Source organism: Pseudomonas fluorescens group sp. PF-1, from assembly GCF_054481335.1.
Genome location: NZ_JBTMNG010000002.1, coordinates 1928136 through 1944364, shown reverse-complemented (window position 1 = coordinate 1944364; position 16229 = coordinate 1928136). Strand labels below are relative to the sequence as shown.

14 protein-coding genes and 2 pseudogenes are annotated in these 16229 nt (G+C 56.0%); 11 read left to right on the top strand and 5 right to left on the bottom strand.

Annotated elements, in window-relative coordinates; translation table 11 throughout:
• Positions 1–206: 206 nt before the first annotated feature.
• A pseudogene (gene tnpB, locus ACX3YD_RS23745) lies at positions 207–368 on the top strand (IS66 family insertion sequence element accessory protein TnpB); the annotation flags it as partial.
• A 45-nt stretch (positions 369–413) separates the two neighbouring features.
• Here tnpB and ACX3YD_RS23740 read toward each other — a convergent pair.
• Positions 414–950, bottom strand: a pseudogene (locus ACX3YD_RS23740) (LysE family translocator); the annotation flags it as partial.
• Positions 951–1035: 85 nt separating this feature from the next.
• On the opposite strand from ACX3YD_RS23740, the gene ACX3YD_RS23735 reads away from it, so the two are divergent.
• From ACX3YD_RS23735 to ACX3YD_RS23725, 3 genes are read left to right on the top strand one after another with little or no spacing between them, the layout of a single operon-like run.
• Positions 1036–2115 (top strand): ArsO family NAD(P)H-dependent flavin-containing monooxygenase, encoded by a 1080-nt coding sequence (locus tag ACX3YD_RS23735; RefSeq protein ID WP_458961185.1) that lies wholly within the window; start codon positions 1036–1038, stop codon positions 2113–2115.
• Positions 2116–2142: 27 nt separating this feature from the next.
• A complete protein-coding gene (locus ACX3YD_RS23730; RefSeq protein ID WP_103405153.1) occupies positions 2143–3180 on the top strand; it encodes a permease in 1038 nt (345 codons plus the stop codon).
• Between the two features lie 19 nt (positions 3181–3199).
• Entirely contained in the window at positions 3200–3436 is a 237-nt protein-coding gene (locus ACX3YD_RS23725) for a thioredoxin family protein (RefSeq protein ID WP_103405152.1), read from the top strand.
• A 372-nt stretch (positions 3437–3808) separates the two neighbouring features.
• Here ACX3YD_RS23725 and ACX3YD_RS23720 read toward each other — a convergent pair whose 3' ends face one another.
• From ACX3YD_RS23720 to ACX3YD_RS23705, 4 genes are all read right to left on the bottom strand, one after another.
• Entirely contained in the window at positions 3809–4588 is a 780-nt protein-coding gene (locus tag ACX3YD_RS23720) for an SDR family NAD(P)-dependent oxidoreductase (protein ID WP_103405151.1), read from the bottom strand.
• A 208-nt stretch (positions 4589–4796) separates the two neighbouring features.
• On the bottom strand, positions 4797–6179 hold the full coding sequence (locus ACX3YD_RS23715; RefSeq protein WP_458961184.1) for an aspartate aminotransferase family protein: 1383 nt from the start codon (positions 6177–6179) through the stop codon (positions 4797–4799).
• A gap of 213 nt (positions 6180–6392) precedes the next feature.
• On the bottom strand, positions 6393–7886 hold the full coding sequence (locus tag ACX3YD_RS23710) for an aldehyde dehydrogenase (protein ID WP_458961183.1): 1494 nt from the start codon (positions 7884–7886) through the stop codon (positions 6393–6395).
• Positions 7887–7966: 80 nt separating this feature from the next.
• Positions 7967–8647, bottom strand: a complete 681-nt coding sequence (locus tag ACX3YD_RS23705; RefSeq protein WP_458961182.1) for a type 1 glutamine amidotransferase — start codon at positions 8645–8647, stop codon at positions 7967–7969.
• Between the two features lie 345 nt (positions 8648–8992).
• On the opposite strand from ACX3YD_RS23705, the gene ACX3YD_RS23700 reads away from it, so the two are divergent.
• From ACX3YD_RS23700 to ACX3YD_RS23670, 7 genes are all read left to right on the top strand, one after another.
• On the top strand, positions 8993–10207 hold the full coding sequence (locus ACX3YD_RS23700) for a cytochrome P450 (RefSeq protein WP_458961181.1): 1215 nt from the start codon (positions 8993–8995) through the stop codon (positions 10205–10207).
• 2 nt (positions 10208–10209) lie between these two features.
• Positions 10210–11541: an FAD-dependent oxidoreductase gene (locus ACX3YD_RS23695; RefSeq protein WP_458961180.1), complete on the top strand. Its 1332-nt coding sequence runs from the start codon at positions 10210–10212 to the stop codon at positions 11539–11541.
• The gene (locus ACX3YD_RS23690; protein ID WP_047526603.1) at positions 11538–11978 is read left to right on the top strand and encodes a flavodoxin domain-containing protein; all 441 of its coding nucleotides are present in this window, start codon (positions 11538–11540) and stop codon (positions 11976–11978) included. Before ACX3YD_RS23695 ends, ACX3YD_RS23690 begins: the two co-directional genes overlap by 4 nt.
• A gap of 101 nt (positions 11979–12079) precedes the next feature.
• Entirely contained in the window at positions 12080–12799 is a 720-nt protein-coding gene (locus ACX3YD_RS23685) for a type 1 glutamine amidotransferase (protein WP_458961179.1), read from the top strand.
• A gap of 309 nt (positions 12800–13108) precedes the next feature.
• The gene (locus tag ACX3YD_RS23680) at positions 13109–14482 is read left to right on the top strand and encodes a glutamine synthetase family protein (RefSeq protein ID WP_458961178.1); all 1374 of its coding nucleotides are present in this window, start codon (positions 13109–13111) and stop codon (positions 14480–14482) included.
• Positions 14479–15198, top strand: a complete 720-nt coding sequence (locus ACX3YD_RS23675; RefSeq protein ID WP_458961177.1) for a substrate-binding periplasmic protein — start codon at positions 14479–14481, stop codon at positions 15196–15198. The genes ACX3YD_RS23680 and ACX3YD_RS23675 overlap by 4 nt, the downstream gene beginning before the upstream one ends.
• 223 nt (positions 15199–15421) lie before the next feature.
• The gene (locus ACX3YD_RS23670) at positions 15422–16168 is read left to right on the top strand and encodes a FadR/GntR family transcriptional regulator (protein ID WP_458961176.1); all 747 of its coding nucleotides are present in this window, start codon (positions 15422–15424) and stop codon (positions 16166–16168) included.
• The last annotated feature ends 61 nt before the right edge of the window (positions 16169–16229 follow it).

Here is a 16229-nt window from a genome sequence, read left to right as displayed (position 1 = left end):
TGCTGGTATGCATTCAGCCCCGCCAATGTGTTGAGGCTGTCGATGTCGACGCCGAATTGACCGAGGGCTGACGCAAGACTGGCCCACCTCCAGATCGGAACAAATTCAGCCAAGTCAGTTGTCAGCAAGGAACAGACCGGGTCAGTGACATCCCGGTATGCGTGTCGGCACTGAAACTGCGCTGGCCAGGGTGATTGCAGTGTTCGGTGCGGCGAAGCCGCACTGCGTTTATCTGTTCGCGCCCCCGCGCCACTCGTATGAACGTGCTGGCGCATGACGAAATTGGCGTCTGGCTGACTGCTCGCAGGTTGAATCAATGCAAGTTTCACTGGCCAGGCATTCGACAAGGTCACCGAGGCTCAGCGAGGCTCAGCGAGGCTGGAATTTCAGCCCCGCACGCTAATACATTGATCCTATTTTTGGCTGAGCGCCGCTATCGATACTCCCGAAGCGACGAAGGTGAGTCCTGCCTCGACGTTCAGGCCATTCACCAGTCGTGGCCTCTGACGCAAAAACCGGGAGAGTGCAGTAGCAAATACGCCCATGAGTGCGAACCCCACTGCCGTAAGTACGGCGAACCAAATGCCGTACACCAGCATCTGCACGCTCACTGAGCCGCGTTGTGGGTCGACGAATTGCGGGATGAATGCAAGTACGAAAAAACCAGGCTTTGGATTGAGTGCTGCCGAGAGTAATCCTGTGAGAAAAATGCTCGGCAGAGATTGTCGAGTTGCTGGTCGGAAGCTAATCAGGCTACGAGAGCGTAGTACTTTGATGCCGAGCCAAAGTAAATAGCCGGCGCCGATAAGCTTGACGACCCAGAAGGCTACTGCGGACGTTTGCATAAGCAAAGTCAGTCCTAGCGAAGCAGTTGCCACATGAAAGAGGATTCCCGCCCCAGATGCCATGCCCGATACGATAGCGGCTATCCTGCCCTGACTGAGTCCGGGCGCCCAACCTATGAGCTGGATCAGTTGAGTTCAAACCTGGATCGCTATACTGGACACCGCCCAACATCGACTCAAGGTTTTCCCCATGACGCCTTCGCCCAGCGACCAACGAGATGTAGTGATTATCGGAGGGGGTCAGTCAGCCTTGGCGGTAGCGTATTTCCTGCGCCGAACTCAACTTTCGTTCGTCATCCTCGACGCAGAGGAAGAGCCCGGTGGCGCTTGGCGGCATGGCTGGAACTCGCTGCGTTTATTCTCTCCGTCCACCTGGAGTTCGATCCCAGGCTGGATGATGCCGCCTGCGCAGGAGGGATATCCAACGCGAAATCATGTAATCGACTACCTCAACCAATATGAGCAGCGCTACCGGTTTCCTGTTGAGCGTCCGGTTCGGGTCACCGCGGTGGAGGGCACTGAATTTGGCTTACGAGTCCGTTCTGACGACAGGTATTGGGATGCCAGGGTTGTCATCAGCGCCACCGGCACCTGGAGCAATCCGTATATCCCTCACTACCCTGATGCCGAGTTATTCGCCGGTCGGCAATTGCATTCCGCGAACTATGTCGATGCACAAGCTTTTGCTGGCAGGAAGGTTTTGGTGGTGGGTGGTGGCAATTCAGGAGCGCAGATTTTGGCAGAAGTCTCCAAGGTCGCCGAGACCACTTGGGTAACCCCTGCCGAGCCGGTGTTTTTGCCTGACGACGTGGATGGACGGGTACTGTTCGAGCGCGCCACTCAGCGCTTGAAGGCCCAACAGGAGGGGCGTGTCATTGACCAGCCCGTCGGCGGGTTGGGAGACATTGTCATGGTGCCGCCAGTGCTGGAAGCCCGTGAGCGTGAAGTCCTCAAATCTGTGCGCCCCTTTGAACGCTTCACTCGCGTTGGTGTGATGTGGGCCGATGGATCTGAATCGGCAGTGGATGTGGTGATCTGGTGTACTGGGTTCAGGCCCGCCCTTCAGCATCTGGATTCGTTGGGGGTGGTCGACACTGAAGGTCGTGTTGAAGTCGACGGCACTCACTCGATCCAGGAACCAAGACTATGGCTGGTGGGCTATGGCGAATGGACAGGTTCGGCTTCCGCCACACTGATTGGTGTAACACGCACAGCACGCAGCACAGTCAATGAGATCGCGACCTATCTTGGCGATCCGTCCGTGGCCTAGTGCGCCTACCCCCCAGGAGTAGAGGACATGAATGAAATGATCGCGCGCTGGCCGGAGCGCAATCCCCGCCTGTTTTTAGCGGTTGCAGCGCTTGTCTGGTTGGGATTGTATGAAGCCCTGATACCCGTTTCAGAGGCTTTGGTCGCAGCGCTTCCTGTTGATCGCGAGAGCCACCTGGGAGGCGCCTTACAGTTTTTTTTCTATGACACGCCCAAGGTGCTGATGCTGTTGACCGGCATCGTGTTCTTGATGGGCATGATCAACTCCCACTTCACGCCTGAACGCACCCGCGCAATGTTGGCGGGTCGAAGCGAGGGCACGGCCAATGTCATGGCGGCCACTCTCGGTGTGTTTACCCCGTTTTGCTCGTGCTCGGCCGTTCCTCTGTTTATAGGTTTTGTTCAAGCCGGAGTGCCCCTGGGGGTGACGTTCTCTTTCCTCATTTCTGCGCCCATGGTGAATGAGGTAGCGCTGACACTGCTGCTTGGCCTGTTCGGCTGGAAAGTTGCATTGCTGTACCTCAGCCTGGGGTTGTTTATTGCGATTGTTGCCGGCTGGGTCATTGGGCGTCTGAAAATGGAGGCCTATCTGGAAGACTGGGTTCGTGATATGCCCAGGATCCAGGCAACCGCCGGGGACACGAGCATGCCGCTGTATGAGCGGATAAATGCCGGGTTCAGCAGCGTGCGTGAAATCGTCGGAAAAGTTTGGCCCTACATCCTTGCCGGCATTGCCATTGGCGCAGGCATTCACGGGTATGTACCTGAGGATTTCATGGCCAGTTTCATGGGCAAGGAAGCATGGTGGTCAGTGCCGCTCGCGGTTCTTATCGGCATCCCCATGTATACCAATGCCGCAGGCATCATCCCCATTGTTCAGGCACTGCTCGCAAAGGGCGCAGCGCTGGGCACGGTGCTGGCCTTTATGATGAGTGTCATCGCTCTATCCCTCCCGGAGATGGTGATCTTGCGCAAGGTGCTGAAAATTCGCCTGATAGCCACCTTCATTGGGGTCGTCGCCGTCGGTATTCTCATCGTTGGTTACGTCTTCAACTTTGCGTTGTAATCCACCTGCCGAGGTTTTTATGAAAGACATCAAGGTTCTGGGCACCGGTTGTGCAAAATGTAAATCGACAGTAGCCATCATCGAACAGGTGGCGAGTGCGAAAGGCGTCCCTGTAAAACTGGAAAAAATCGAAGACATGCAACAGATCGTCAGCTACGGGGTCATGTCCACCCCGAGTGTCGTGATTGATGGAAAGGTTGTTCACTCGGGGGGCATCCCGAGCCGTGACAAGGTTGAAGCGTGGCTTAGCGCCTAGATGGGTCGCCTCTGGACGTCCAGACACACTCGGTGAGAAGAGGCCTAAGCAGTATCCAATGCTGAATATCGCGGCGCAGAACAAAGTCTGAAAATCAACTGCGCAATGGCTGCGTCGCGTAACCCATCGCGATAAACGCTGCGCGCAACACGACAGTGGCTCAACGACTTTGAAAATTGCCGAGAGCCTGCGGCATCACTCTTGCTATCTGAAAAATCACATCAGCAGGATTCGCTCCTGCGAGGCAAAGGCGCCTGAACCCAGACGAGATCTGAGCTCGACGTCGCCAGCAGATGGGCCTGCAAGTATCTGTACGTTTGATTTTTTCGCTAAATAGCAGGCCCGCTACAAGACAGCAGTTCGAGGCTAGCGTCAGGGCGCCTTGTTTTCGATCAGACAATTACCGCCATCCACCACCAGCACTTCACCGGTGATATAGCTGGCTTCCGGAGACGCCAGAAACGCCACAGCAGCGGCAACCTCTTCTGGACGACCGGCGCGGCCGATCGGAGTGTAGGTACCGGCGCGGCTTTCCTCCTCGGTCAAGGCCCCCGTATCAATCCAGCCGGGGGCAACACTGTTGACGGTGATGCCCCGTTTACCGACTTCCAGCGCCAGGCCCATATTCATCCCCAGCATCGCTGCTTTGGCCGCACTGTAAGCCGACTCACCTGGATTGCTGCCGCGTGTACCGGTTGTTGAGCTGATGTGGACGATGCGTCCGTAGCCGCGCGTCTTCATTCCAGGTAAAACCGCACGAGTCAGCAGAAAAGCGCTGGTCAGGTTGCGCGCCAGAGACAGATTCCAGGTCGCCAAATCCATGTCCGCCACTTCGACGAAGGGTTCCGGGCTGCCGACCATAGCCATACCGGCGTTATTGACCAAAATGTCGATATGGCCGAACTGCTCTTGAGCCCAATCGGCAAGCGCCTTGACCTGCAATTCGTCAGTCAGGTCGGCTGTCATCGCCCGAGCGTCTATACCCTCAGCCTGCAACTCGGCGACACGTTGCTGGATCCGCGCACTGCTGGCAGTGATCAATACACGCACGCCTTCGCGGCCCAAACGTCTGGCGATCGCCAGACCAATACCACTTTCACTGCCCGCGCCGCTGACCAGCGCGACTTGACCTTGCCACATGGGAATCGTCATCTCTCATCTCTTTTTGATCACACAATTTAAAGCACCATAGCAAAAGGGCCGATGAACGCCGGTTGTTCGAGTACTTGTGATGACAACAATGAAGGCGGTGATGGCGTTCGAACAAAGCTTGCAACAGGACTTTGAATCAGCGCCGCATCCTGTCGGCCGATCACCCCCTTTTGTGAGCAGCTACAGCCGGTGTAGTGAGCCGCGTTATTTATTGGCCTCGACTGCGCTCAAACCACTGCCAGGTATCTTCGAGAGATTGCTCAAAGCAATCCAGAATGGCCTGGATGTCCTTCTCGGTTGAAATGAGCGGAGGGCAAAAAGCTATCGAGTCACCCATGCTGCGAACGATCATCCCGAGATCCTGCGCACGTGATGCCAAGTAGCGACCCAGCCGCCCCACAGTCTCAAACGGCGCTTTGGTATCCCTGTCGGCGACCAGCTCAACTGCCGCTATAAGCCCCACACCACGGACCTCCCCTACCAGCGGATGTCCGATAAAGCGCCGAAGCCCATGGCGAAGCACCTCTCCCATATTGGCTGCATGCTCAACCAGATTGTCTTCCTGAATGATCTTCAGGTTTTCAAGCGCGACCGCCGTTGCGACGGGGTGTCCGCCTCCGGTGAACCCATGACCCAGGGTGCCCAGTGCGTGGCTCTGATCAGCGATGCCTTGATACACCAGGTCGTTGATCAAAATGGCTGCAATCGGCTGGTAGGACGAAGACAGTTGCTTGGACAACACCATAACGTCTGGTTTGATCCCGAACGTCTCGCTCCCGAACAGGTTGCCGGTACGACCAAAACCGCAGATCACCTCATCAGCCACAATGAGGATGTCGTGCTTGCGGCACACTTTCTGGATTTTTTCCCAATAGGTTTCAGGCGGCACAATCACACCACCCGCTCCCATCAACGGTTCCCCGTAGAAGGCCGCGATGGTTTCGGGGCCCTCTTTTTGAATCAGATCATCCAGTTCCTGAGCGAGACGATCCGCAAATTGCTCCTCGGTTTCACCCGGCTTTGCGAACCGGTAGAAGTGAGGACAGCTGACGTGGAGAAAACCAGGAAGAGGCACGTCAAAACCTCGCTGGTTCGCAGGTATCCCGGTAAGGCTTGCGCTGACGGCGGTGATGCCATGGTAGGCATTCATCCGACTGATGAATTTCTTTTTGGCCGGTTTGCCCAAAGCGTTGTTGCGGTACCAAAGAAGCTTCACAACCGTGTCATTGGCTTCAGAGCCGGAGTTGGTGAAAAACACCTTACTCATTGGCACTGGCGAGAGTTCAACCAGCTTTTCTGCCAGCTCGATGCTCGGCGCATGCGCCTTGCTGGTGAACAAGTGATAGAACGGCAGTGTCCGCAGCTGCTTTTCTGCAGCCTCTATCAAACGCTGATTGCTGAAGCCCAGCGCGACGCTCCACAACCCCGACATGGCCTCGATGTACTGCTTGCCCTGGTTATCGAAAACGTGAACACCTTCGCCACGCTCGATGATCAATGGGCCAGCCGACTCATGAAGGCGGGCATCCGTGTAAGGATGCATATGGTATTTAACGTCTTTCTGTTCAAGCGTGAGGTTTGTCTTGTTCATGGTATGAGCCCACAGTCTGGAAGAGAGCGTTATGCCAACTCGTCGAAGCATTCGCCGATGATGTTCAGGCCTTGCTGCGACTGAGCATCGGCCCGGGGGGCCGTGCATCAATAAATGTTCCGGGCGGCTCTCTGCGGGAGAGCCGCCGCTTCAATCCCAATCAGGCGTGTTGACGGAAAAGAAGCGTGTTTTGAACGGACATCTCGCTCCCCATTACAGCTTGATCCAGGTGGCTTTCAGCTCGGTGTACTTGTCAAACGCGTGGAGCGATTTGTCGCGACCGTTCCCCGACTGCTTGAATCCACCAAAGGGGGCGGTCATGTCGCCGCCATCGTATTGATTGATCCATACACTGCCCGCCCGCAAGGCTTTGGCCGTGAGGTGTGCCTTGGAAATATCCGCGGTCCAGATCGCAGCGGCCAAACCGTATGGGGAGTCGTTGGCGATCGAGATCGCTTCCTCGACCGAATCGAACGTGATGACCGACAAAACCGGCCCGAAGATTTCTTCCCGGGCGATTCTCATCGCGTTGCTGACACCATCGAAAATGGTGGGCTGTACGTAAGTCCCACCCGTTTCCTCAAGCACGCGCTCGCCACCGATGACCAATTTGGCACCGTCCTTGTGACCGGCCTCGATGTAGGCCAACACGTTGTTCATCTGCTGCGTGTCGACCAGGGCTCCCACGTTTGTTTCAGGATCAAGCGGATTGCCGGGCGTCCAACCTTTCAGTGCTTCGATGACCATCGGAAGGAATGTGTCTTTGATCGAACGCTCGACGAGAAGACGGGAACCGGCGGTACAAACCTCTCCCTGATTGAAGGCGATCGCACCTGCTGCGGATTCCGCTGCGGTTTGAAGATCGGCAGCGTCGGCGAAAACGATGTTGGGACTCTTGCCGCCAGCCTCCAGCCATACGCGCTTCATGTTGGATTCGCCGGAGTAGATCAAGAGTTGCTTGGCGACCCTGGTCGAGCCCGTGAAGACGATGGTATCGACGTCCATATGCAGGGCGAGCGCCTTGCCTACCGTGTGGCCATAGCCCGGCAGTACGTTCAGGACGCCCGCAGGAATGCCGGCATCGATTGCCAGTTGGGCAATACGAATGGCGGTCAGAGGCGACTTCTCCGATGGTTTGAGAATCACCGAGTTGCCCGCTGCAAGTGCAGGCCCCAACTTCCAGCACGCCATCATCAATGGGAAGTTCCACGGCACGATCGCGGCGACAACGCCGATCGGCTCGCGAGTGACCAGGCCTAACTGGTCGTGAGGTGTCGCGGCGACCTCGTCGTAAATCTTGTCAATCGCCTCACCACTCCAACGGATGGCATCAGCTGAGCAAGGAAGATCGACATTCAGTGCATCCGAAATGGGCTTGCCCATGTCGAGTGTTTCCAGGAGCGCCAGCTCCTCGGCGTTCTGATCCAGCAGATCAGCAAAACGGAGCATCGCCTGCTTCCTGGAAACGGGCGACAAACGAGACCAGACACCAGCGTCAAATGTGGCGCGGGCGACTTTTACTGCGTGATCCGCATCGGCGGCATCGCAGCTGGCAACGTTGACGAGAAAGCGCCCATCGACCGGACTGACGCACTCAAAAACAGCTTCTGCCGCAGCGCTCACATACGCGCCATTCACGAACGCGCGCCCTTCAATCTTCAGCTGTGCAGATTTGGTTTCCCAATCGCTCAAAGTTAACGGTTGCATGGTTGTCCTCAGGTTTCACGATTGATGGCCCAGGTCGAGCTCGCTGAATTCGTAGGCTGGGTCAGGGTTGAATGGGTGTTTCAGATAGCGGCTAAAAAATCCTGAAGCAGCAGGCGACAGTTGGCTCGATTACCGGCCTCCTTCACCTGAATTTCCGCGCGCATACGCTCTGGCAGATCTCCGGCAGAGGCCAGAAAGCGCTGCCCTTCCTCGGTATTGCGCCAGTAGTGCGTCCAGGTATCGAACATCTGTGCGTCAATTTCCGGATGGAACTGCACCCCCATGGACTTGCCTTTGCGGTAGGCCTGGGGAGCCAGATCGGTTTTCGCCAACAAGGTTGAGCCGGGGGGCGGCGTGAAGGCGTCAAAGTGAAAATTGAGCCAGGGGCCCTTGTGTGCCCACTGCGCCTGAAGTGTCTGAACTTCAGTCCAACCGATTTCTGCGGTGGAGTTTCGATAGACCTGACCGCCCAGCGCGCGGGCGAGCAACTGGCTGCCAAAGCAGATTCCAAGCGTCGGCACGCCTCGCTCCTGAACAGACTTCAGCCATTTCAGCTCGGCGTCCAACCAGGGCAATCGATGGTCATAGGCCGATTCAGGGCTGCCCATCACAACAACGATGTCGAGCGTTTCAGGCGCTGGCAGGGCCTGGCTGATGGATACCATTTCCAGATCCATACCCTGCTCGCTGAAGAGCTCGGGCAGGCTGCCAGGGACATCAGTATCGGAATGAACAATTGCAATGGCGCGCGGCGACTTCATAAGCAAATCCTGATCGAATCTTAATACTTATGAAACCATATCTTAAAGTAAATTAGATGCCAAGCAGCTTTTTTACGCCCTACCCAGGTAGTTTTCCACTCTAAACAGCCAAATTCTTATGCGATTCGTGCCATGCAATGGCAAAAACGAGCCCGCCAGCCCCCCATAAAACGAAAATTCCCCTTGAAAGATATGAAACCATATTTTAAATTTAATTCGTAATGCGACTCCGGCGAGATACCAGACCCACGCAGGTAATGGCCCGCACCGCCCGTCAACCTTCGCAGTTGACCCGTGCGAATCGCGAGCAGCTCGCCTCTTCTAATAACGATCGAAGGTGTCCAAATGTCTTCCAGTCTCCCTACTACGCTCGAAGCTGCGCCCTACCTGGATGTGGCCAACCCTTCCTTTTCAATGCGCTCGAAGGAAGTGATTGATGCGCGAGAAAAAAGCTGGTTTGCACGGACGCCTTATGGCATCGCAGTGCTTCGCTACGACGAAGTCAACGCGCTGATTCGAGACCAGCGTCTTCGCCAGGGGAGCTACGCATGGCCTGCGCACAATAAGGCAACAGGAAGTTTTGCCGACTGGTGGATTCGGATGCTGCTGAGTCGCGAAGGCGCCGATCACTCCCGCCTTCGCCGCCTTGCGAACCCTGCTTTTGCACCGAAGCTCGTACGCAAGCTCACGCCTGTATTTCAGGACACGGCCAACGAAATCATTGATGGATTCTCGAAGAAAGGCACCTGCGAATTCGTCGCCGACTTTTCTGAGCCATACGCCACTCAAGTCATCTGCGCCCTCCTCGGCTTACCGCGCAGCGAGTGGCGAGGGCTGGCTCAGCTGGCGGTGGACATGGGCCTGGCGCTGGGCGTGACGTTCAAGCAGGACGAAGCAAAGATCAACGCCGCGACCGACAAGCTGTTCGGTTATGCCGCCATGGCGGTTGAAGCCCTGAAGAAGAACGGCCTGGGCGATGACTTTCTCAGCCTGCTGGTTAAAGCCAACGAAGAAGACAAAACCGCGCTGAGCGATCAAGAACTGTACGACATGATCGTTCTCGCCATTTTCGGCGGTATCGACACCACGCGTAACCAGATCGCTTTGGCCATGGACATGTTCGTCCAGCACCCGGACCAGTGGAAACTGCTGGGTGAAGATCCTGAGCTGGCAAGGGCTGCTGTCGAAGAAGTCATGCGCGTGCGCCCGACCGTGACATGGGTGACCCGCGAAGCGCTGGAGGATTTCAACTACCAAGGACTGGATATCAAAAAGGGCACGACGGTTCACCTGTTCAGCCAGGCGGCCGGTACCGATCCGACCGTCTTCGAAAATCCCGGGTTCGATATCACGGCCAAACGCCAGGCGCACTTCGGTTTTGGCGCAGGCGCTCACCATTGCATCGGTCACTTCATCGCTCGCGGCGACATGACAGAAGCCTTGGCGCTGCTTGCACAACGCATCAAAAACCCTCGCTTCAATGGCGAAGTGCAATGGCTGCCGGATAGCGGAAACACGGGCCCTATTGCGATGCCCATGGCGTTCGATCCAGAGGTCTGATCATGAGCACTCCAACCATTGCGATCATCGGGTCGGGCCCCTCGGGCTGCTTCATGGCTCAAGCACTTCGACGTGAATGGCCGGACGCAGAGATCACGCTGATTGAACGACTGCCCGTTCCATATGGCTTGGTCCGCTACGGTGTTGCGCCCGACCACCCGGGCACGAAGGCAGTGACCCGGCAATTCGAAAGAATGTTTGAACGCGAGAAAATCCGGTTTCTGGGTAACGTTCATGTTGGCACCGAACTACCACTGGCAGATCTACGCGCCGCTTACGACATCGTGGTGGTTGCGACGGGCCTGTATGGCGATCGGAAACTGGGCGTACCGGGGGATGCGTTGAATCACATCTACGGCGCCGGACAGGTCACTCGATTCCTGAACGATCACCCGGACGAAGAAGCGTTTTTGCCACGCTTTGGCACTCGCCCAATCATCGTGGGCAACGGCAACGTTGCCATCGACGTGCTGCGACTGCTGGTCAAAAAGGGCGAAGAGTTTCATGGCTCGGACTTGTCCCACGAAGCACTGACACACCTGGCGAGCAGCCCGATAGAACACATCGATGTCGTAGGTCGATCGCCAGCTGCATTGGCAAAATTCGACACGGTGATGATCAAAGAACTCGCCAAACTCGCCAATGTGCAATTCGAGTTTCACGACGAGTTCGATCTCGAATCGATTGAGGATCCGCTTGCCAAGGCCAAAATAGAAGCACTGCTCGGGCTTGCCAAGGCCAAGATAGAAACACTGCTCGCCCTGGCCAGATCAGAAGCCGAACCGTACACCAGCAAAAAATCGGTGACATTCCATTTTGGCTGGGCGCCCGTTCGCGTGGCCGGTGTCGACCATGTTGCAGGCCTGGTGCTGAAAGACACGCAAAACCCCGACCGTCAGCAAAGCATTCCCGCGACAAGCATCATCACTGCGATTGGATTTGAAGAGCGCCCGGAACTCGATCTGTGCCGCACGGATTTATCACGCCAGAGCTCCGATCTGGCGAACGGCTTTCTGGATGACGGCCTGTATTGCACCGGCTGGTTCCGCCGAGGCCCCACGGGCACGATCCCGGACAATCGAGCGGATGCCAAACACGTGGCCGACAACATCGTACAGGCCGTGAAGTCGGGCGCCCTGGGTCTTGGAAAACCAGGTTACCCGGCGATAGCAAAGGCGATCAAAAGCACGACTGTTTGCTACGAAGACTGGAAGCGCATCGATACGGCCGAACTCAAAAATGCCCCTTATGGCCGCGCGCGCCGAAAATTCCGCAACAAGGTTGCCATGTTAGGCGCAGCCCAGTCCCATCAAGCAGGAGAAAACAATAAATGAACATTCAAGTCCTCTACGGCACAGAAACCGGTAACGCTGAAATGGTCGCCGACGATATCGTCGATGCACTCAGCGCAGACGTGAGCATCGAAAGCACCGACATGTCTAAATTCTCAGTCACCGATCTGTCGCCTGACGTGTTCTATTTCATCGTGTGCTCGACCTATGGCGACGGCGAACTTCCGCATTCCGCTCAGCCTTTCTTCGAAGCGCTCAACAGTGAACAACCCAACCTCTGCGGTCTCAAGTTCGCGCTGTTTGGCCTGGGTGACAGCTTCTACGAAACCTTCAACCGCGGCAGCGAGATCGTTGCACAGACGCTGACTCGGCTGGGAGCCAAACAGGTGGGGGAACGAGGGGTGCATGACGCCAGCGCAGGACAACTTCCCGGTGACATTGCAATGCCCTGGGCTAAAGCGGTTCTATCAGGACTGTGAACACTACGACCGGCACAATGGCGACTTCGTGAACCAGCGCCTTCACGGCGCTGCCTGAATCACCGTCGTCATGTGCAGCCCTACGATTCATGAGGTGAAATATGTCTCAACAGCCATTGCGGATTTGTATTCTGGAAAACGGACGAACACCCGACGACTTGATCGATGAGTTTGGGTCGTACCCGAAAATGATCGACAAGTGGCTATCCCCTTATCTTCCGGAAGCCACGTTCACCTACCTGTCGCCAGTGCGTGGAGAAAAGCTCCCGGCCCCGGATGACTTCGATGGTTTTATCCTCACCGGGTCGAAACACAGCACCTACGAGCGAAGTCCCTGGATGGTTGGCCTGATCGCACTCCTTCAACAGTTGAGACAGAAGCGAATTCCGGTTTTCGGGATTTGCTTTGGCCACCAAATCATGGCGGATGCGTACGGCGGCCTGAACGCAAAATCAAGCAAGGGATGGGGCGTCGGCTCTCAGCAATACAACTATGAGACGCCCGAACTTCCAGGAAGCATTGCCTCATTTGTCTTCCATCAAGATCAGGTTCAGAAGGTGCCGCCAGAAGCGACCCGCATAGGTGGATCAGCTCACTGTGAAAACGGTGTCTTCGCCTATTCCTTTCCGGCGATCTCCGTTCAGTACCATCCTGAGTTTTCAGCGGAATACATCCAGGCACTGGCAAAAAAATTTCGCGGCGATCTTCTAAGCGACTACGTGTCGGCCAACGCCCTGGATTCCATTGCTCATTTACCCGTCGATGCGTCTCCTGTAGCGAAATGGGTCGCTGACTTCTTCCGCACCCATCGTACGCAGTAAGCATCACTCAACCGATTAACCTATGGGCCTGTATGTATAGGCCCTTTTTTTTGCCACCCCCCTTTATAAACGCCTGATCTCACGTCGTAAAAGTCGCTATTTATTCGTTTTACCTTATAAAAAACCAAAAACACCGCACGAAACAACCTTAAAAATCGGCGATTTCAAAATTTAACGCTTGAAAGATATAAAACCATATCTTAAATTAAATACGTCCCTGCCAGGTGCCATGTGCCAGCCGTCAGAGCAGGAATACAACAAGAATGTGCTGCTGCCATGCCTTGCCCATGCAGCGCCAGGAGAACTCGAATGACTGCGTTAGACCTGCACAGAGAATTCAACACCAGTTCCCAAGCGTCCCAGGAACTGGCCAAACGCATCAAAGATGCCGGCGTCGAATACCTCTACTACCAAGTTGTCACCCTCTCCGGTCGCGTCATCGCCAAGGTCGTGCCGGCGAAACACCTGCTGCGCAACCTTGAGAAAGGCGTGCAATTCCATCGCACGGCCGTCTCGGATCTTCAAACGACCCGTACTGGCGAACTGCTGGGCGGGGGCGCACAAGCGGCTGAGTTCACCGCCATCCCGGACATTGATAGCTTCAACATTCTTCCCTGGGACAAATCCATTGGTTCGTTCTTCTGCCGTATGTACGAGCCGGATCACCGCCTCGAAAACGGCGGCGCCCCACTGGGCACCGATGCTCGTGGACACTTGATCCGTTCGCATGAAGCCTTCATCAAGGAAACCGGTTTCCGTATGAAATCGGGTTGCGAGCCAGAGATGACCTGGTTCGGCGACAAGCTGGAAGTTCAAGTGCGCCCAGGTGCAAGCCCGGCCTACCACATGGGCAACCTCGAGCTGATGCGCCCTATCTACAAACGCGTCATGGAATATGCGATTTCCATGGGCCTGGACATGATCGAAGGCGATTACGAGGACCCAGGCCAGCTCGAACTCAACTGGATGTTTGACTCCTGTGAACTGACTGCAGACCGACTGATGACCTATCGCTTGATCTGTCGCCAGGTCGCGAGTGAATTCGGTGTCAAGGCGAGCTTCATGCCGAAGCCGAGCACCGGCAGCATGGGTAACGGCTGCCACCATAACGTCAGCTTGTGGAAAGACGACCGTAACGTTCTGGCTGAACCCGGTCGACGTGAACTGCACCTGACTGAAACAGGCATGCATGCCTTGGGTGGCATGCTCGCTCACGCTCCTGGCTCCATGATGATCATGGCGTCGACCGTGAACTCCTATAAACGCTTCTGGGATATCGGCCAATTCGCTCCAACTCGAATCAACTGGGGCATGGACAACAAAACCTGCACCGTGCGCCTGTCCGCCAACGGTCGTCTGGAGTACAAGCTTCCCGATGCCAGCGTGAACCCCTACCTCTCGCACACCGTGCTGCTGGCCGGCATGCTGGATGGTCTTCGCAACAAGACAAGCCCAGGCCCGTCCGAGTCCAAAGACAGCTATGTCGACGGCGGCGAGTCGGTGGGGATTCCTCTCACCCTGGGTGACGCCGTTGCAGCATTTGATCGCGATGAAGTCGTACGCAATGCATTCCCTGCCGAACTGTCCAGTCTCTATCGCGAACTGAAGGCCGATGAATGGGCTCGCTCTTGCGGCGTAGTGACCGACTGGGAACGCAAAATGTACCTGGACTACCTGCCATGACCGACAAAGCCCTCCAAGCACCAGAATTGCGAATGATTTGTGCAGACCTCCCTGCTCCACCGCTTTTCTGGAGAGACGACAACGGTTTCCGACACGGCTACGAATCCGATCTGGGCAGGCTGCTGGCCCAAACATTGGGCCTGCCTTTTCAGTTCGCCTATCAGAACTGGGCCGATTTTTATCCCGCGCTACAGGCTGGGGAAGGCGACGTCATTTTGTGCGGTCAGGGCATTTCCGCTCATCGCAAGACATTGGCCGACTTCACTGAGCCGTACGCGGTATTCGATGAAGCCGTGATGATTCGACGTGGCTCAAATCTGCGATCCCCATCAGACCTGAAGGGCAAGAAAGTCGGTGCGATTGCCCAAAGCTTGAACATGGCACTGGCCGAAACGTTCACCGGCTGCATCTGCGTGCCTTTCGGCGGGGATAGCGACGATGTTTTGGGTGACATGGTCAGCGCGCTACGCGACGGAATTATCGATGCATTCGTGGACGACGACGTCGCGCTGGTTCCGCTTGCCGAGGAACCGGACCTGGAAATCGGGTTCAGTGTTCCCACTCAAAACCAATGGGGCATTGCGGTCAAAAAGGGAAATGAGGCTTGGCTCGCCCACGTCAATGAGGCCCTTGCGACGATCAAATCGAACGGCCAACTGGAACAACTTTGGCGCAAATGGATGCCTTCGCTGAGCTACCCCTTCGGGACCCGTTGAGAAACAGCACTCACCCTGTATCTCAGCTTGTCTACTCGGCGTTACCACCCGAGTTTTTGGCCGCACCTGTCGAGGGGGCGGCCTTTTTTTTAAAATTTAATTTGAGAGGTTTTAGCGCGAAGTGCCGGCTGAGTCTGGTAAATTGAGGCCATGAGACACAACCATTTGGGAGGATTGGCAGGTCAATTGAGCTCGCCCGAGCAACATTCACTGCCGATGGATGATGAACAACAACTCCAGTGCAAGAACAGCCTCGTTCATGAGGTTGCGACAAGAAGGCCGGACAGAAGAAGTCGTTCGCAGATTAATTGAAGTGATCGACCTGGGGCTTTTCGCCGAAGGCGAGCAATTGCCAAGCGAAAACGAACTGGCCATGCAGTTCGGGGTAGCGACCGTAACACTGCGTGAAGCCTTGGCCTACCTTCGCGAACGCCGTGTCATCGAGACAAAGAGAGGCCGTAACGGCGGAAGTTTCGTATGCCCCGCCATTGAACTCCCGGAAGTTCATTTGCGTACTCGCCTTGCCGATATGAGCGCGCTGGAACTACGCGATCTCTGCGACGAACATGTTGCCATCTCGGGGGCCGCGGCTCGACTCGCCGCCAAGCGCTCCTCATCGGAGCATCATGCCAAGTTACAGCACTACATTAATGCGCTTGGCGATGCGACAACCCGAACAGAACGGCGCCGTGCCGACGCGCGATTCCATATAGAGATTGCCGTTGCCGCGCAGTCAGTAAGACTGACCCACGCAGAAATGAGCCTTCAGGCAGAAATCGGCGAGTTGATGTGGATCCCCGGAGAAGGCTCCATAACGCCCGAAGCGGCCCAATCAGAACACCGAGCGATTGCCGATGCAATCATGGCAAATGATCCCAATCTTGCAGGCGCATTGGCAGAAGCGCATGTCACGCGCGGCATCAAAAGGCTCATAGATCTGAGATTAGATCTTTTATCCGAGATAGCCTAGAAAATGGCATGCGCCTTGCTCCTTCTCCCGTAAGCGGCTTTTTGATGCGAAGTGGGTGGAA